Origin of the sequence: Sanyastnella coralliicola (assembly GCF_030845195.1) — a bacterium.
Taxonomy (GTDB): Bacteria; Bacteroidota; Bacteroidia; order Flavobacteriales_D; family Sanyastnellaceae; genus Sanyastnella; species Sanyastnella coralliicola.
In genome coordinates this window covers 3,147,553-3,166,058 of sequence record NZ_CP132543.1, presented here as the reverse complement: position 1 = coordinate 3,166,058, position 18,506 = coordinate 3,147,553, and the positions used below count along the sequence as shown (strand labels likewise).

The following is an 18,506-nucleotide window of genomic DNA, read 5'->3' as shown; positions in this document are numbered from 1 at the left end:
GGTGCGATCAGAAAATTCCTTCTCTCAGAATGTCGTGCAAATGTACGATGCCTTTGTATTTTCCGTCCTCTACAACCAAGACTTGTGTGATGCTATTTGCTTCCATCATGTGGAAAGCATCAACCGCAAGCTGGTCATGCGCGAGTGTCTTCGGTGAACGACTCATAATGTCAGCAGCCAGCGTGGTCTTGAGATCAAGGTCTTTTTGCAGCATGCGTCGTACATCCCCGTCAGTTACGATACCTAGAAGCTCGTCTCCTTCAACTACGGCAGTAGCGCCTAATCGCTTCTCTGAAATCTCGATGATGACTTCCCGCACGGGTGTTTGTGGACTAACCACTGGTGGTTCTTCCTTTGACATCACATCCGCTACCGTTGTGTACAGACGTTTTCCGAGTGCTCCTCCAGGGTGGTATTGAGCAAAATCATTCGCCGTGAACCCGCGCTCTTCCATCAGGGCCACTGCGATAGCGTCTCCCATCGCGAGCTGTGCTGTGGTACTGGTGGTTGGTGCGAGGTTGTTCGGACAAGCTTCTTTGTCTACCGTAGTGTTGACGATATGGTCAGCACGTTGAGCTAAGAACGAATCAAGATTCCCGACCATTCCAATCAAGGTGTTTCCCATCGATTTTACGAGTGGGACGAGTGCTTTGATCTCCGGAGAGTTTCCACTTTTTGAAATGCAGATCACCACATCATCCGGTTGCACGATACCGAGGTCGCCATGGATGGCATCGGCTGCGTGCATAAATAATGCGGGTGTTCCAGTAGAATTGAAGGTTGCTACCAGCTTATTCGCGATATTTGCGCTCTTACCTATTCCGGTGAACACCACCCTTCCCGGGGAAGAGAGGATCAAATTCACGACTTCCGTGAACGCTTCGTTGATGTAAGCTGTAAGTCCGCTTACTGCTTCTGCTTCAAGAAGTAGGGTCTTTCTCGCAGAGGATGTAATTGACGTGTGATTTTTCAAGGTCGGGTATGAATGACAGAAACGCTGTTTTTCCCCGTTCTGCAAGGAAAAGAATCGTTATATTTAACATAGCAAAAGTAGAAAAATCAGATGACCACAATGGAACTTGAGCCGAAAGACGCGCTCAAAAAGTTCTTCGGGTTCAGTGGGTTCAAGGGTGACCAGGAAAAAGTAATTCATAGCCTGCTCGCCGGCCACGACACCTTTGTAATCATGCCTACGGGCGGAGGTAAAAGCTTATGCTACCAATTACCGGCCCTGATGAGCGAAGGAACTGCTATCGTAGTTTCTCCTCTTATCGCACTGATGAAGAATCAGGTAGACGCGATTCGCGGATTCTCAGAAGACGAGGGAGTAGCCCATTTCCTCAACTCTTCACTCAATAAAAGTGAGATCGCCCGAGTCAAAAATGACTTGACAGAAGGACGAACAAAACTGCTTTATGTGGCGCCTGAGTCACTTACGAAGCAAGATAATATTGACTTCCTGCGCACGGTAACCATTTCGTTTGTCGCCATTGACGAAGCCCACTGTATTTCAGAGTGGGGTCATGACTTCAGACCGGAATACCGACGCCTCAAACCCATCATTCGAGAAATTGCAGATGTACCGGTGATTGCCCTCACCGCCACTGCAACTCCGAAGGTGCAACAGGATATTCAAAAGAACTTAGGAATGGTCGATGCGAAGGTGTACAAGAGCTCCTTCAATCGACCAAACCTTTTTTATGAGGTACGCCCTAAGAAAGATGCCGTCAAGCAAATCATCCAGTACATCCGCAATCACGAAGGGAAAAGCGGAATCATCTACTGCCTTTCTCGAAAGAAAGTAGAAGAACTGGCACAAATGCTTCAGGTGAACGGTATCAAGGCACTCCCATACCACGCAGGTATGGATGCCAATCAACGTTCAAGCGGTCAAGACCAATTCCTCATGCAAGATGTGGATGTGATCGTGGCCACGATTGCCTTCGGTATGGGAATCGATAAGCCGGATGTACGCTTCGTGATTCACTACGACATGCCGAAGTCGCTGGAAAGCTACTACCAGGAAACGGGTAGAGCCGGACGTGACGGCGGAGAAGGGGTGTGCATCGCATTCTACAGCTATAAAGACATTGAAAAGCTCGCCAAGTTCCTTCAAGGGAAACCAGTGGCAGAGCAAGAAGTCGGACTTCAACTCATCCAAGAAGTAGTCGCGTACGCGGAAACTTCGATGTCTCGTCGCAAATTCATCCTTCACTATTTCGGTGAAGAGTTTGATGAGGTGAACGGACCAGGAGCAGAGATGGACGACAATAGTCGCTATCCAAAAGAGCGCTACGAAGGGAAGCCATTCCTTGAGCTTTACCTCAAAGCAGTGAAAGGATGCGACGAGATCCACAAAGGGAGATACATCACAAACGTCTTAACCGGACATGAATCTGCGGAAACAGATACTTACCGAGCGAGTAGCTCAGAGTTCTGGAAAGCAGGTGAGGAGAAAGACGAAAAGTTCTGGAATGCAGTAGGGCGACAAGCTGTTGTCATGGGCTACTTGCGAAAAGAGATCGAGTCTTACGGGGTATTGAAAGTCACTCCGAAAGGAGAGGAGTTCATGGCCAATCCACACAGTGTGACGTTGATTGCGGAACGTGATTTCTCTGATGTTGACGATAAGGATGCAGTTGTTTCCAATACACGTCAAGCGGGCTCCGGAGCCATGGATCAGACGCTTCTACGCATGTTGAAAGACGAACGCAAGAAGCAATCAAAAGCGAAGAACCTTCCACCATACGTGATCTTCCAAGACACTTCGTTGGAAGAGATCGCCACACATTACCCAACGTCGATTGACGAACTAACCATGATCAGTGGGGTAGGTCGAGGTAAAGCCATGAAGTTTGGCCAGCCGTTCATCTCCTTGATTAAGAGTTATGTTGAAGACAACAACATCGATCGTCCGCAAGACATGGTGGTGAAGTCTGTGGTGAAGAAGAGTGGTTCGAAAGTCCACATCATTCAGAACATCGATCGCAAGCTTCCACTGGATGACATTGCGAAAGGTGTAGGGAAGGAGTTGAATGAACTCATCGAAGATCTAGAGCGTATTGTTGCTTCTGGAACGAAGGTGAACATCGACTACTACTTGAATGATATCCTAGATGAAGATTCTCAAGCAGACATCTACGAATACTTCATGGAAGCAGAATCTGACTCGTTAGAGGAAGCTACCGAGGAGTTCGAAGATGACTTCACTGAGGAAGAACTTCGCCTAATGCGTATCAAGTTTATGAGTGAGGTGGCTAACTAAGCTCAGTTAGCGCGATCCAAGCCATTAATCCTGTTCCTACTGCAATCGCCGATTCATCGATGTTGAATGTTGGCGTGTGCACTGCTGATCTATTTTCGCCGTTGGCGGAAGCAGTACCTAGTCTGTAGAAACAACCGGCCATGTGCTGGCTGTAGTAGGCAAAGTCTTCAGCAGTCATGCGTAGGTCGAGGTCAATGACGTTCTCTGAGCCCAAGTAATCTTCTGCTGCTTTTTTCGCTCTAGCTGTGAGGTCGGGTTGGTTGATCAAAAAAGGGTATCCTTTTCGAATGTCGACCTCTACTTCTACACCGTTGGCTGCACAGGTGCTTTTGGCTACCTGTTCAATGAGTCCATGAGCTTTACTTCTCCATTCTTCATCCAAGGTTCTGAAGGTTCCAGCTACTTGTACTTCGTTGGGGATCACATTCGTCGCTCCTTCAGCGATAATGCGACCAATGGAGAGGACCGTTGGGACTTCAGGCGGAGCATTCCGACTGGCAATTTGCTGAAGCGCAACCACCATTTGGGCTGTTGCATAAACAGGGTCATTGTTCTTATGCGGCAAGGCACCGTGACCACCTTTTCCTTTGACCGTGAAATAGAGTTCGTCGCAGCTCGCCATGTACATGCCGCTTCTGAATCCTACTTTTCCGGCTTCTAGTTCTGGGAAGACGTGTTGACCAACGATTCCTTGAAGTTCGTTAGAAAGCGCTCCTTCTTTGATCATCAAACTTGCTCCTCCAGGTAGCACTTCTTCTCCTGGTTGGAAAACGATGTGAGCCTCACCAGCCCATTCATCTCTTAGTTCATGCAAAATGAAGGCAGCTCCTAAGGCACATGAAGTATGCACGTCGTGACCACAAGCGTGCATGACACCCGGATTGGTTGAGCGATATGCTACGTCATTCACCTCTTGAATGGGAAGGGCGTCCATGTCGCCACGAAGTGCGAATTGTTTGCCTCCAGCTTTCCCTTTGACCTTCGCTACAATGCCCGTTCCGGCGTAGCCGTCATCAAAAGCAATTCCGCGATCAGCGAGTTTAGACTTGACAAAAGCCGAAGTCTGCTCTTCTTTAAAGCTCAACTCAGGATGCTGATGAAGATGCTGGCGAATCTCGATCAACTCAGGCGCAATGCGCGCTGCAATGTCTTTAATACGCTTACTCTCCATTGTTGATGAACAGTTTAAATACCGATGACCAAATCAAACGAGCTGAAACGTAAAGCATAAGGATTCCGAAGATGAATCGAACAATATTCGGGTTGATCTTCAGGGCGACTTTTGAGCCGAGATAACCGCCAATAATGAAGGTGAGGGCGACGACAGCCGCGTATTTCACATTCATCTGGTCAGCCTTGTAGTAGTTCATAAATGCCAAGACACCTACCGGTGGAAGCATGATCGCTAAGCTGGTTCCTTGTGCTCCTAATTGGTTCATGCCCATGAAGTACATGAGGGCAGGAACGATCACAACGCCACCGCCGATTCCAATGAATCCACTTAGAATTCCGGCACAAAGACCGATTCCAATAAGTATGATCAGTTGCGACATGTCCATTTGCTCAGCATTTACAGCGAAGATGATGAATGTTTGCCAAAGATAGACTCCCTTGACTTGAAACGATTAACATGTGCTTATGAAGAGGACCTTAGAAGTCCATTGAGAGCGATAAGTGGAAGACGCGGTCTTGAATCATACCATCATCAACTCCCCATGCCCAATCAGCACGGACGAAGTAACCGAGAACGCGTGAACGAAGACCGAATCCGTACGACCAAATAATTGGTTCGCGGTTGTTGTCTACGGTGACAGTAATCGGGTTCTGTTCGTAGACTACCTGATTGAATCGGTTGTCATCTGAATAAGGATGGAGCCCAGTCCACGCAGAACCGACGTCTGTGAAAGGCACAAATTGGAAGTTCTCTACGAAGTCAGATTTGATCGGCTTGTTCAAGAAGTACTTGAATACCGGCCAGCGCACTTCAGCATTGATTCCAGCGAAGCTGTTTCCGTTTCGTGCGTTCACCCAGAAACCACGCATTGGCGCTGCAAGCGTTTGATAGAAGTAATTCTGATCATCTGCAATCGGGGTATCGTTGTCGATGCGCTGGAATAGCCAGTTGTCTACACCACCGAGGTAGTATACCAATCGACGAGCTCCAATACTCGTGCTTCCCGCAGCGCGGAATGCGAAAATCATATCTCGGTGAATACGCTCATAATGTCTGAAGTCAGCTCCGAATACCATGAAGTCGCTTACGCGGTCCTCGGCGTCAAGGTAGGCCTCAGCCCAAAGCTTATAACGCGTTCCCCAGCGAAGATTCAGTCCGCGAGAAATGGTGTTGTCGAAGACGTATTCACCACGCACCCCAACGTTATGCAAGAATTCGTTCGGACGACCCAAGTTTGTTGGGTCTGTGCTCAAGTATACCGAGCGGTCTTGACGGTAAATAGCCGTTGCACGGATACTTGTCAATTCGTTGATCGGGTACTTTAATTCGTACTCAAAAGTGTGCGTATGTACCTGAACGATTGAAAGGTTATTGATCACGCGACGCGTAGATTGGCGCATGAATTCATAACGCTTGTCTATTCTACCAGAGAGGTCTTCGAATGAAAGTCCGTAGTCGTTGTTGTCGAGTCCACCAGACAAGCGGAAACCACCCACGATCTTGTAGTCTTCGAACAGATCACTTACCCCAAGTCTAATCACACCAGAGATTCCTGGGAACATCGTTGTAGGACCCGTGAATGGCTGGTAGAACTGATTCGAGAAGGTGTTGTCAACCTGGCTCAAGACGTAATCAGTTGCGAAGTTGAGACGGTAATTCCGGGGCTTCGGTAATACGAATGGTGTCTCCAAGCTGTCTTCCGCGCTAGCGTTTTCAGCCACAGCTGTATTCTCATCTAATTGAATAGACTCCTTCTCGTATTCAAAGTCGGTAGGGTCATCTTCGAACTTGTAGTTATCGATATCGACCTGCGGATCTTTTTCATCTCGGTATTCAAAAACCTGTACATCAGCGCGATTTGAACTCGGAGCATCGGGTGTTGCCGTACTACCAGAACTCTGGGCCGAAGAAGTAACCTCTTGTGCACCGTTGCCTTCATAATAAGCGAGCTTGCCATCTTCAACGAAGCTCAATTGCCAATTGCCGGTCTTATGGTCAAACTGATAATCTACCGGAGGGTTCGGGAAGTCAGAAAGCTGCTTCGATACCGTGAAAAAGCGGTAGTGAATGACCGTATCAATGCGCGAAATCACACTGTCAATCGAGGCCATGTAACGATTACGCGAACCAGCATCTTCTCCAAGGAAGGTGTAGTGCTCGTCATCAAAGGCGTATGGATGCGTCTCGTAAACGTCAGGTGAGTTGGTGACACGCTCTAGCTTTCGTGAATTCAGATCGAGAATGTAGATGTCGGTTTGAAGCTCGAATGGTTCATTCGGAACATCCACTCGCAGCGTATCATCTGGACGGTTACTCGCGAAGATCACTCGATTCCCATCAGCGAGGAACTGCGGATTCAAGTCATCGTAGATGTCTGTGGTCAACTGTTCTTGGTTGTTACCAATCACCTGGTATAAGTAGAGGTCAGAGCGTCCGCCTTTCACTCCGGTGAAGATCATTTTTCTTCCATCCGGTGAGTACGACATGTCTACCACCTTATCAATGCGGAAGAGCTCCTTGACCGTGTGCTTCTTATCAATCGTGTTGTAGTTGCCTATGAACGGACGTCCACGATCTTCGAATACGTAAGTCAGGATTTGTCCTGAAGGGTGCCAAGCCAGAATAGGGTAGGTGTCATCGACGATGCGGTCGAGCTTGTGGTCTTGCTTCAAGATGCGTTTCTTCTTTCCTGTGGTCTTGTCGTAGATCCAAATCTTGTATTGACCAAGCTCATTGGTCACGAAGGCGACTTGTTGTCCGTTCGGGCTTAATTCTAGCTCGCTGTAAGTGTACTTGCCTCTCCACTTCACAGGCAATTCCCCAATACGGCGTTTCCACTTTTCCTCTTTGAACAGTTGCTGACCTTCACGATCAGAGAGCATGAACTCGTCTTTGAGTTTGTTCTGTTTCTTCGAGAATAGTGGATCGAATTGCGGACCGGCCTTGCGGCGCATGTCTTGTTCGAATTGCTGCTGGTAATAAGCCAAGAACTCTTCCGTAATCGTATCTAAACTTGTGCCTAGTACGAAAAGGAAACCGCTTTCAATACTGCGGCTAATCCTCGTCATGTAGAGGATGTTTGGGATCACACTTTCACCGTAGACATCAGCCACGTATTTCCAAAGCGCGTGTCCTGCATAGGTGGCTTGATCACCTTCTAAGCGGTTGAACTTCTCGTAGCTTCCGCTGAGAATTCCATCGCGAATGTATGCTGCCTTATCTGCTGACCATGGTTCTGCGGCATAAGACAAGAGCCCGTCTTGATACCATGCAGGAATAGTCAACAGCGTAGAATTCTTGATGACGTCTTTCCAATCGCCGGAGAACATCATTTGGTTGAACAGTACTAAGGCGAGTGATTCGCGTAGTTGTCGTTCAAATTGAATGTAGTCTCCTTTGAAATAGAGGAAGATCTTGGAGCCAATGATGCGTGTGGAACCTCCAATGTTGTAGGTCTCATCCCCGGTGATTCCAATATTGCTTTGACGGAATTCGCTTTGCTTGTTGTAGAGAATGATTTGAATCTTCTCTTCCAAGGCAAAGTCGAACAAGGTCTCCAAAGATTCGAGGTTTTGTTGCGCTGAAAGCACAGTGTAGCCTGCGAGTTCCTTGCCTCCTTGATAGTAGTAAACTTCGAAATTCTCCCCTGGATAGTACTGCCAAAAGAAGTCACGATACTGCACGCGATTCTTCCCAAATTCTTGTTGAGAACCCGTGTAGAATTGACCTTGAACAGCAAGAGGTGCCAATAAGACAGCCAGCAAGGCGATCAGATATGTGGAGAGGCTTTTCAAAGTGAAGCTTAAATATAACTAAAAGTACCCGCGAAGATTGTGCCGGAATCCCCGAATTTGCGGTATATCTTTAGCATTCCAAACTAATACAGGTTCAGCCATGATCTCCCTACGTAAATTCACCTTCAATGCATTCGCAGAGAATACCTACTTGCTTTACGATGAAACGAAGCAGGCGATCATCATTGATCCTGGTATGATGGATAACAGCGAAGAGCGTTTGTTGTTGAACGCTATCGCGGAAGAAGAGTTAAACCCGGTGAAGGTTGTGCTCACTCACGGACACATTGACCACGTTATGGGTGTCGATTTTTGCATGAAAAAATTCGATATCCCGTTGATGTCTCACAAAAAAGCGCTGCCAACAATCGGAATGGCTGAACAAGTGTCTCGCATGTATGGGTTGCCGTTTACAACCTGTCCTGACCCCACGGAATTTATTGAAGAGGGCGAACAACTCACCTTTGGAAACAGCAGCATGGATGTGCTCTTCGTTCCAGGCCACGCCCCAGGTCACGTCGCATTCGTAGATCATGACGGGAAAAAAGTAATTGCTGGAGATGTCTTATTCCAAGGTTCTGTAGGCCGCGTAGATCTCCCAGGAGGCGATGCGCCTTTGTTGGCTAAGAGCATTCAAGAGAAAATGTACGCCCTTCCAGATGAAATGATCGTTTACTGCGGACATGGTCCTGAAACAACGATTGGCATCGAAAAGCAGAGTAATCCTTTTGTTCGTCCGGGATTCAGTGCCTTCTAATTAGGCTTTTTCAAGAGTAAAAGAGAAGGTAGTTCCTAGGTCAGGGCTACTACGCACATTGATCGTTTGATCGTGTACGTCGATGATGTGCTTGACGATGGAAAGTCCCAATCCAGACCCACCACCGTGGCGTGAGCGCGACTTGTCAACGCGGTAGAAGCGTTCGAAAATACGTGGAAGGTGGTCCTCAGAAATTCCAATTCCGTTATCGGCTACCTCTACCAGAATGTTGTCTTCCATGTCGTAGAAACGGATTCTGGTTTCACCATCTTCGGCGCCGTAGTTGATACTGTTGGCTACTAGGTTGATGAATACCTGCTCGATCTTCGGACGGTCGCCCACCACCTGAATAGGTTTTTCATTGACGTTCTTCAAACGCAAACGGATATTGGCCTTTTTGGCCTTTTGCTCAAGTGATTCAATGACCTCCTTTGCAAGTTCAACAACGTCGAAACGTGTTTCATGCAACTGGTATCTACCGCCCTCGATGCGTGTGATTTGATCGAGATCTTCTATAAGAGTTACGATTCGGTCAACGTTGCGCGCCGCCTTCATCAAGAACTTGCGGTTGTTCTCTTCATCTTCCAAGGCGCCTTCCAAAAGTGTTAGGATATATCCCTGGATGTTGAAGACGGGAGTCTTGATCTCGTGAGCGAGGTTACCTATGAAATCTCTTCGGAATGAGTCTTGCTCTTTGAGCTGCGAAATTTCTTCAATCTTATCTTCAGCCCAGACCATCACCTCGTTGTTCACTTTGGTCATGACATCTTCATTCATCGAAATGTCTTTGCGTTTTTCGCGCTGACTTTTGAATCGGTGAATGGTCTTGTAGATGATTTTGACCTTTTGATAGATGAATTTCTCCACCGCCCATGAAGCAAGCACAAAGGAACTAGCGAAGGTCAGAGCCGCCGCTACTGCGAGGAGCCCAAAATTGGCCTCGTCACCTTTTGCTAGGTCGTATAGAAAGAGAATAACGGTGACGACCAGCGTAATGTAGACACTGATGCGCACCGCGACATCCCGCGGTGTTTGAACAGCCATGGGCTGAGTTGATTAATCGTTGAACTTGTACCCGACTCCCTTTACTGTTTTGAAGTAATGGTCACCGAGTTTCTCGCGCAATTTACGGATATGAACGTCGATCGTACGATCTCCTACAATTACGTCATTACCCCAAACGCTTGAAAGAATCGTTTCGCGTGTGAATACACGTCCGGGTTGAGACATGAGCAATGAAAGCAATTCGAACTCTTTTTTCGGTAGTGTGAGCTCATCGCCATTCTTCATTACGATGTAGCGTTCCTTGTCAATTGAGATTCCTTTTGACTTCTTCTTTTTCTTGTTTTCGTCCATCGCTGCACGTCTGCGTAACGTGGCTTTGATGCGCGAAATCAGAACACGTGGTTTGATTGGCTTCGTGATGTAATCATCGGCGCCGGCATCAAATCCTGCGATTTGTGAGTAGTCTTCACCTCGTGCTGTGAGGAAGGAAATCAAAGTGCCTTTCAATTCAGGGATTTCGCGAATCTGCTGACATGTTTCCATGCCATCCATTTCTGGCATCATGACATCGAGAAGGATGAGGTCAGGCATCACTTTTCGTGCGATGCGAATAGCTTCTTTACCGTTGTTCGCAGTGTGAACCTCGAAGTTTTCTTTCTCTAAGTTGTACTTGACTAGATCGATGATGTCTTGTTCATCATCTACAAGTAGGATCTTCGCGTTATCCATAGGAATGCCTTCTAAATGCACCTCAAAACTACTAGGGTGACGTTAAGTGAACGTTAACGGGCTTTTACGGAACCCGTTTAAATTCGCTTTGTCTAAGCTAAGAAGTCTTATGCTAATCTTTGATTCTGCTGAAGCGTAAAGCTTTCAACATAAAGTCAGGAAGCGGCTTTTCAGGATCTCTTTTCGCCACATTCAGATAGATTCCCCACTTTTCCACAATCGGCACTTTGTGTACTTCGATCATCTCTAGCCACGTTTCATCCGGGTCATCGATGTATGTGCAGTGTACCTTGGTGTTCCCCATGTCTAAGGCGTCATTACTGTCACAACGGAAAGCAAAGCCTTTCTTCGATAGCGCTTCCCCCAACGATTTCATTCCGCGAACATCCAGTCCGAGGTGAACGAATCCGAGGTCAGCCCAGATACGGTCTTTGAAGATGCGTTCAGCTTTGCGCTCTGTGTCTTGAACCAACTCGATGAAATTGCGCGCAGAAATCTTGGCAAACCCTCCGCCTGGGGGTTGCGTCTGTTCAAGCACCACACGACGATGAGCACGTTGTCCACCTGGAATGTCTTTCCACTCCGTGTGTACTCCAGTTTCATCAAGCGTTACCTTGTCGTAACCGAGAATATCAGAGTAGAGCTGAATGGCTTTATCCATGTCTGAAACACCGATGGTACATCCAACCACACCACCAGAGATGTGCTTGCTTGGTGTGTACCAATCACCTCCCGCTACATATTGGAAGATATTGTCATCAAGGTCGTGCAGGAAGAAGGTCTTGGAACCATCGAATCGGTCGCGCAGATCACTCATGCGCAGACCATCTTGTGATTTGCAGTAGTTGTAGGCTGCTTCCACATCCGGACATTTCACTTGAGTTACGTAGATACCGAGGTCGCCCATTTCAGGACGCTCTTTCGGACCTACCGGCTCAAAGCTTGTGGCGCGAATCACTTCCATCGCGCATCCACCTGCCAAGTTGAGGATCATTGAGGCACGCTTGGTAATCACATCACCACGGGTGTGATCTTGCATTAAGGGCGCAGCGGCCACAGAATCAAAGAAGGGAATGTCTAAGCCGAAGTATTTTCGGTAGAATTTCAACGAAGCGTCCATGTCGCTCACAGCTACACCAATGTGCTGAAAGCCATTAATTCGATAATCCATGTGGTCTATAACAACTCTTTTTGAAAATGCGATACCACGCTTTTCCAGATGGCTAGGTTCGATGCCTTGTCAATCGCAGCTCTTGCTTTCTTGTATCTCCGGATGTCAGCTATTACATCCAGTCCAGGCAATGCAATAATACCACTGACAACCATGGTAATCAAGAAGTAGAGGTAGTAATTCCCTTCTGTCAGGAAACCAAGGGTGCAGGCTGCAGCAGCTAAGAATAGAGGGAAGTACAAAAAGGCGAATACCAGTCTGAAGGTCTGGTTGAAGTGAGGATCAATCACAATCTTCTTCACCGTTGCCAATACCAATTGCCAAGGCAGGGCGAAGAACAGAATGGCAGGGAGTCCTAACACCACCGCAAGAATGCTTCCGAAGGTGTGCTTCGGCTCCACCTCCATGGTGTGTTGCACGCAAGCTTTTGGGTCTACCTTTTCTTCTTCTGTCCAGGCCATCAGCGTTTCCGCGTTAGCGAGCAATTGATCCACCTCACGCAATTTCAACTCATCTCGATATGCATGCAATTTGTGGTGAATTCCAATCCACTCTTTGTAGCCTTTGCCTTCAATCATTACCATCTCCGCAATGCGCAAAGCAGGGTAGAGTTTGGCCGGACCAAGATCAAGCATGGCGCGAGAGAGCTTCTCGCGAATGCGCTCCATCACCGCCTTGTGGCGGGTGATGCGGTCTTCGTCAGAGAACAAGAGATCATCCACCTCAAACGCTTGTCCGTAGTGAACAACCAGCGAAGCACGAGCGATATGATAGTGGCTATAATCAACACCTACAGGGACGATCTGTACCCCTCGAAGGTCATGCTCATTCCCACCCAATTCAAGGAGGTAAGCGATTCCCTTCTTCACCGGACGAAGCAACTTGCGTGCACCGTGATTTCCTTCAGGGAAGATTCCGATGGTAGCACCTAGTTTGAGGCGACCAATGGTAGTCAGGAAGGTCTTGTCGTTACGTTTACCCATGTCTGATACCTTGTCGCGGAAGCGATACACTGGCATCATGTTAAGGGCGAAAACGAAAGGACGAGCCAAGGCGCTTTTGAATACGTCAGCGCGTGTCAAAAAGTGCACTTGCCTTGGAGCCGTTAGACAGCATAGCAAGGGGTCCATCAAGGCATTCTGGTGGTTGGAAACAATCACCACGGGCTTACCATTCATCGGGAAGCGCTGACGACCAATCACCAACCAGCGGCGGTAAAGGAGTCTAGCTGCGATGTAGACAAACGGCTTTAAAATGCCGTACAGAAGTGACTGTTTGCGAACCTTCATAGGTGATTAGCTGCGTAGTTCAGCACCCAATTCTTTAGACAGGGCTTCTTGAATACGTTGCATGGTCTTGTCGATCTTTTTATCGGTCAAGGTCGAATTTGGATCCTGCAATGTGAATGATACTGCATAGCTCTTCTTGCCAGCTCCAATGTTCTTTCCTTCGTATACGTCGAAGAGATCAACCTCTGTCAACAGCTTGCGCTCCGTGTGGAATGCAATCTTCTCAATCGAGTCAAAGGTCACTCCTTGATCAAGCACCATGGAGAGGTCACGACGTACCGCAGGGTATTTCGAAATTTCTTTGAAGCTCACTGAAACGCGAGCGCTCGCCTCAAGCAACCCGTTGAAATCAATCTCCGCAAAGTAAACCGGCTGATCGATGTCGAACTTCTTCAACAGCGCTGAAGAAACTGCTCCGAACTGACCAAGTTTATTCTTCTTCGTCTCAATGCTCAATGAGCCTGAGAAGAAGTCGTATTCATTCGCCTTATGGCTGAAGTTGAGACCAGTGCACGCTGCTAAAGTATCAATAGCAACACGCAGGTCAGTGAAGTCAACCATGTCGCCAGAGTTATTCCAGCTTTCAGGTAGCTTCTTCCCGGTGATCCAAATACCCAACATCGGCGTTTCGCGCGTTCCTTCTCCATCTACATGGTAGACACGACCAAATTCGAAGAGCTTTTGATCTGTGTAACGGAAATTGATGTTTCGAGAGATCACCTCAAGTCCTTGGTAAAGCAGCGTTTGACGCATTTGAGCCAAGTCTTGACTCAACGGATTCTTCATGCGAACTGCTGTGCTCGCGTTGAGTTCTGGCAAGTCAAGAACCTCCGTGTAGCTCAATTTCGTCAGCGAGTTGTTCATGATCTCTTGCATTCCTCTCGCAACGAAGGCTGAAGAAAGCTTGTTGACCAATTTCTCAGGATCCGGGTTGGGTGCGTAAGACAGCGTGCTGTTCAAACGCTCCGGCAGTTCAATATTGTTGTACCCGTAGATGCGCAGAATCTCTTCAACCACATCTGCTTCACGGGTTACGTCTTTTCTATAAAGAGGGGCGGTAACGTTGATCTGGCTATCGCCGGAATCGTTCACGTCAAAATCGAGGTCTTTCAGGATTTCGATTACTCGCTCACGCGGAATCTCTTTTCCGATCAACTTGTTGGCGCGGTTCAGGTCAACTTCAATCGTCGCCTGTTCCATAGCTACTGGGTAGTAGTCATTGACTTTGCTTGAAATCGTTCCGCCGGCTAGTTCTGCGATCAACAACGCAGCACGCTGAAGTGCGTAGATCGTTGTCGTTGGGTCAACTCCACGCTCAAAACGGTATGCGGCGTCAGTGTGGAGAAGGTGGCGCTTTGAGGTCTTGCGCACATGCACCGCGTCGAACACGGCGCTTTCAAGGAATACATTCTTGGTTCCTTCGGTGATTCCACTCTTTTCTCCACCGAATACTCCAGCGATACACATGGGCTTCTCGGTATCGCAAATCATGAGGTCTTCGGCACTTAGCTCGCGTTCTTCTCCGTCTAGTGTGACGAATTTCTCGCCTTCAGTGGCCATGCGAACCACCACCTTGTCACCTGCAATTTGATCGCGATCAAAGGCGTGCAGTGGTTGTCCGATTTCGTGCATCACGTAGTTTGTGATGTCTACAATATTGTTGATCGGTGCCAGTCCGATGGCTTTCAAACGATTTTGTAGCCACTCCGGAGAGTCTGCTACGGTAACACCAGAAATGTTCACCCCAGCGTAGCGCGGACATGCGGCTAATGCGACTACATCAATGGCGCTTCCGTTTTCTGATCCTTCGCTAAACGCGGAAACGTCTGGAAGACTTATTGGGGCCACATTGCTCATGCGAATGTCTTCGGTGTGGATCATCGAAGCACGCAGGTCACGAGCTACACCGTAATGCGAAATCGCATCGGTACGGTTAGGTGTCAGTCCGATTTCAATTGTGTGGTCGTTTTCAATGTTGAAGTAGCTCGCCGCAGGAGTTCCCACTTCCGCGCTAGCGTCAAGAACCATAATCCCATCATGCGATTGACCGAGGCCAATCTCATCTTCAGCACAGATCATTCCCAAGCTCATTTCACCGCGAATCTTCCCTTTTTTGATGACGAAAGGCTCCCCTTCAGATGGGTAGAGCTTCGCACCTACCGTAGCTACCACTACTTTCTGTCCAGCGTCAACGTTGGGAGCACCACATACAATCTGCAGTAGTTCTTCTCCGCCTACATCAACCTTCGTCAAGCTCAAGCGATCAGCGTTTGGGTGTTGCCATTTTTCTTTGACCTCACCAATCACCAATCCTTCGAGTCCGCCGGGAATGCTTTCAAAGGCATCTAAGCCCTCTACTTCCAATCCGGTGTTGGTTAGAATTTCACTGGTTTTTTCAGGGTTCAGCCCTGAATCGAAAAGTTCGTTAAGCCACTTGTACGAGATCTTCATCGACCTTGAATTTTTAAGTCTGCTAAAGTACTAATTTCAACTGGCTGAGAGGCCTCGCTAGCGCGGAATCCTGACGAAGGTCAGTTGCCAATGTGATGAATGTTCCAGACGAATTGCTATTCGTACCTCAAATTTGTGCTCAACGAGGCGAGAAACTTAGAGGAAATACGCTGTGATCACAAGGCCAATCACTTAGCCTGACAGTAGTCAAATCAATGCGCAAATCTCCTACCTTAGCCTTATACAGACCGTAGGATGAATCGTTATATCGACAAAAAGGACACCTTAAAAGAAGGAGCTGGTCAGCTTCTCTTTGACACCGCAGCGGAAGGATTGATGCTGGTCAATGGTGAAGGTGAAATCTTGATCGTTAATCAACAGCTTGAAGATATGTTCGGGTACGAACGCAATGAATTGATCGGAGAAAAGATCGAAGCATTGGTACCGCAACGCATTCGCAAGCAACACGTTGGTCATCGCGACGCCTATCACGCCAACCCGCACAAGCGCTCGATGGGGAAGGGGATGGATCTGTTAGCGGTAAAGAAAGACGGGGAAGAGTTTCCGGTAGAGATCAGCTTGAACTACATGCGAAATGAAGAGGGTGACTTGGTGGTCATGGCCTTGGTAACCGATATCAGCGATCGAAAACGCGCTGAAATTGCACTTCAAGACTTGAACGCGTCCCTAGAAGAAAAGGTGGAAGAACGCACGCAAGAGTTGAAGGAAAGCCAGAACCTCTACCGCATTATTGCTCGAAATTTCCCGAACGGTACGATCAATGTGTTTGATGAAAATCTGGAATATGTCTTTGTTGAGGGACAAGAGTTGTTCCGTCACGGCTTGACCAGTGATCACTTGATGGGGACTTCCTACTTAGACCGGCTTCCAGAAGATGCACGGGAAATGATTGAACCGAAGTTACGCGCTGTTTTTCACGGTGAGAACACCTCGTTTCAGGTGGATTCTAAGACGGAGAGTTACCAGTTAAACGCGGTTGGCTTACCCGATAGTCATGGGAAGATTACCCAAGTCTTGGTGGTAGAGCAAAACATCACCGAACAGAAGAAAGCCCAAGAGGATATCAAAAACGCACTGCACAAAGAGCGTGAATTGAATGAGTTGAAATCGCGCTTTGTAAGTATGGCTTCGCATGAGTTCCGCACACCGCTGAGTACGGTCCTAACCAGTTCCACGCTAGTGCGCAGATACATAGAAAACGAGCAACTCGATAAAACGCCAAAGCACTTGGATCGCATTCAGGGTTCAGTACATAACCTGACTTCTATTTTGAATGATTTCTTGTCATTGGATAAACTGGAAGAGGGTAGAATCGAAGCGCGATTTGCAGAAGTTGATCTATCGCATTTGATGCGTGAGGTGATAGAAGAAATGGAGAACCATCAAAAGCCGGGGCAATATGTGAGTGCCTCTATTGATGAGGTGACCTTGACTACGGATGAACACATAATTCGAAATGTGACCATCAATTTGTTATCGAACGCCATCAAGTACTCTCCAGAAAACAGCGAAATCAAGTTGGATCTGAAGCGTGAAGGAGATCATATCTCTTTGTCAGTCAAAGATCAAGGGATTGGTATTCCAAAGGAAGAGCAGGAGCACTTGTTCTCTCGCTTTTTCAGAGCAACCAACGCGACAAATATTCAAGGCACCGGATTGGGGCTGCATATTGTAAAACGCTACGTAGATTTGCTCTCAGGAGAGCTAACATTTGAAAGTAAAGAGCATTCGGGAACACGATTCACGATAACCCTTCCTATAAGAGATCTATGAAAAAGATACTGTTGATCGAAGACAATGAGGCCATGCGCGAAAACACAGCAGAAATGCTGGAGTTGGCGAACTATGAAGTGGTGACTGCAGAGAATGGTAAGGTAGGTGTGGAGAAAGCCAAGAGCGTTTCTCCTGACTTGATCATTTGCGACATCATGATGCCTGAATTGGATGGGTACGGGGTATTGTACTATCTAAGTAAAGATCCTTCGACAGCAGCGATTCCGTTCATTTTCTTGACCGCTAAAGCGGAAGCTAGTGAAGTGCGTAAGGGGATGAACATGGGGGCTGACGACTATCTGACCAAACCATTTGAAGAAATGGACTTGTTGAGCGCGGTAGAAAGTCGCCTGCGAAAAGTGGAGTCGATTCAACGTGAATACGATCCCTCAGAAGAAGGTTTCGACGCCTTCTTGTCAGATGCACGTGGGGTAGCTGCTTTGGAAGAGCTTTCCAATGATCGAAAGTCACGCACCTACTTGGCTAAAGAAGTCATCTTCCGTGAAGGGGATTTTCCGAATTACCTCTACCTCCTTCGCAAAGGAAAGGCGAAGATTATCAAGACAGATCACTATGGGAAGGAGTTGGTTGTTCAACTCGTGGCTCAAGGTGACTATTTCGGATTCATGTCGATTCTAGAAGGAAAAGACCACCAGGAAACAGCGATTGCATTAGAGAATGCCGAAGTGCTGATGATTCCTCGTGCTGATTTCTTGACATTGATTGAAAGTAACCGTGATGTAGCGGTGCGTTTCATTCGCATGTTGGCGGGGTCTATTCACGAGCAAGAACTTCGTTTGCTTCAATTGGCTTACGCACCAGTTCGCGAGCGCACGGCGTGTGCTTTGTTGGAGCTCTATAACCGCTTCGTCAAAGAAGGCAACGCTGAGATGATTCGCATCTCTCGTGACGATCTAGCGTCAATGGTGGGTACGGCTACAGAGTCGTTGATCCGGACCTTGAGTGATTTCAAAGAAGACGGAACGATTACCGTACAAGGAAGATCGATCACCGTGAACAAGCCTGAAGTACTGAGCCAATACTGTGGCCAGCCAGTAGGCTAATCCCCTCTTATTT

At 47.7% G+C, this 18,506-nt stretch carries 13 protein-coding genes; 4 read left to right on the top strand and 9 right to left on the bottom strand.

The window, feature by feature from the left end; translation table 11 throughout:
• Positions 1–7: 7 nt before the first annotated feature.
• Positions 8–973 (bottom strand): KpsF/GutQ family sugar-phosphate isomerase, encoded by a 966-nt coding sequence (locus RA156_RS13190; protein WP_306640734.1) that lies wholly within the window; start codon positions 971–973, stop codon positions 8–10.
• 90 nt (positions 974–1,063) lie between these two features.
• On the opposite strand from RA156_RS13190, the gene RA156_RS13185 reads away from it, so the two are divergent.
• Positions 1,064–3,265, top strand: coding sequence for a RecQ family ATP-dependent DNA helicase (locus RA156_RS13185; RefSeq protein ID WP_306640732.1), 2,202 nt, complete (start codon positions 1,064–1,066; stop codon positions 3,263–3,265).
• On the opposite strand, the gene RA156_RS13180 is transcribed toward RA156_RS13185, so the two are convergent.
• From RA156_RS13180 to RA156_RS13170, 3 genes are all read right to left on the bottom strand, one after another.
• Positions 3,258–4,436: a M20 metallopeptidase family protein gene (locus RA156_RS13180; protein WP_306640731.1), complete on the bottom strand. Its 1,179-nt coding sequence runs from the start codon at positions 4,434–4,436 to the stop codon at positions 3,258–3,260. The genes RA156_RS13185 and RA156_RS13180 overlap by 8 nt on opposite strands.
• Complete coding sequence (locus RA156_RS13175; RefSeq protein ID WP_306640730.1) at positions 4,426–4,818, bottom strand: sulfite exporter TauE/SafE family protein; 393 nt, start codon at positions 4,816–4,818, stop codon at positions 4,426–4,428. Before RA156_RS13175 ends, RA156_RS13180 begins: the two co-directional genes overlap by 11 nt.
• A 97-nt stretch (positions 4,819–4,915) precedes the next feature.
• On the bottom strand, positions 4,916–8,233 hold the full coding sequence (locus RA156_RS13170) for a TolB-like translocation protein (protein ID WP_306640729.1): 3,318 nt from the start codon (positions 8,231–8,233) through the stop codon (positions 4,916–4,918).
• 100 nt (positions 8,234–8,333) lie between these two features.
• Here RA156_RS13170 and RA156_RS13165 point away from each other — a divergent pair, with 100 nt between their 5' ends.
• Positions 8,334–8,990: an MBL fold metallo-hydrolase gene (locus RA156_RS13165; RefSeq protein WP_306640728.1), complete on the top strand. Its 657-nt coding sequence runs from the start codon at positions 8,334–8,336 to the stop codon at positions 8,988–8,990.
• On the opposite strand, the gene RA156_RS13160 is transcribed toward RA156_RS13165, so the two are convergent.
• From RA156_RS13160 to pheT, 5 genes are all read right to left on the bottom strand, one after another.
• On the bottom strand, positions 8,991–10,034 hold the full coding sequence (locus tag RA156_RS13160) for a sensor histidine kinase (protein ID WP_306640727.1): 1,044 nt from the start codon (positions 10,032–10,034) through the stop codon (positions 8,991–8,993).
• A gap of 12 nt (positions 10,035–10,046) precedes the next feature.
• Positions 10,047–10,724: a response regulator transcription factor gene (locus RA156_RS13155; RefSeq protein ID WP_306640725.1), complete on the bottom strand. Its 678-nt coding sequence runs from the start codon at positions 10,722–10,724 to the stop codon at positions 10,047–10,049.
• 112 nt (positions 10,725–10,836) lie between these two features.
• Entirely contained in the window at positions 10,837–11,895 is a 1,059-nt protein-coding gene (locus RA156_RS13150; RefSeq protein WP_306640723.1) for a VOC family protein, read from the bottom strand.
• A 5-nt stretch (positions 11,896–11,900) separates the two neighbouring features.
• Positions 11,901–13,184 carry a 1-acyl-sn-glycerol-3-phosphate acyltransferase gene (locus RA156_RS13145; RefSeq protein ID WP_306640721.1) on the bottom strand — a complete coding sequence of 428 codons (1,284 nt, stop codon included), beginning with the start codon at positions 13,182–13,184 and terminating at the stop codon, positions 11,901–11,903.
• A gap of 6 nt (positions 13,185–13,190) precedes the next feature.
• Entirely contained in the window at positions 13,191–15,635 is a 2,445-nt protein-coding gene (gene pheT / locus RA156_RS13140) for a phenylalanine--tRNA ligase subunit beta (RefSeq protein ID WP_306640719.1), read from the bottom strand.
• A gap of 255 nt (positions 15,636–15,890) precedes the next feature.
• Here pheT and RA156_RS13135 point away from each other — a divergent pair, with 255 nt between their 5' ends.
• Positions 15,891–17,429 carry a sensor histidine kinase gene (locus tag RA156_RS13135; protein WP_306640718.1) on the top strand — a complete coding sequence of 513 codons (1,539 nt, stop codon included), beginning with the start codon at positions 15,891–15,893 and terminating at the stop codon, positions 17,427–17,429.
• Positions 17,426–18,493: a response regulator gene (locus RA156_RS13130; protein ID WP_306640715.1), complete on the top strand. Its 1,068-nt coding sequence runs from the start codon at positions 17,426–17,428 to the stop codon at positions 18,491–18,493. The genes RA156_RS13135 and RA156_RS13130 overlap by 4 nt, the downstream gene beginning before the upstream one ends.
• The last annotated feature ends 13 nt before the right edge of the window (positions 18,494–18,506 follow it).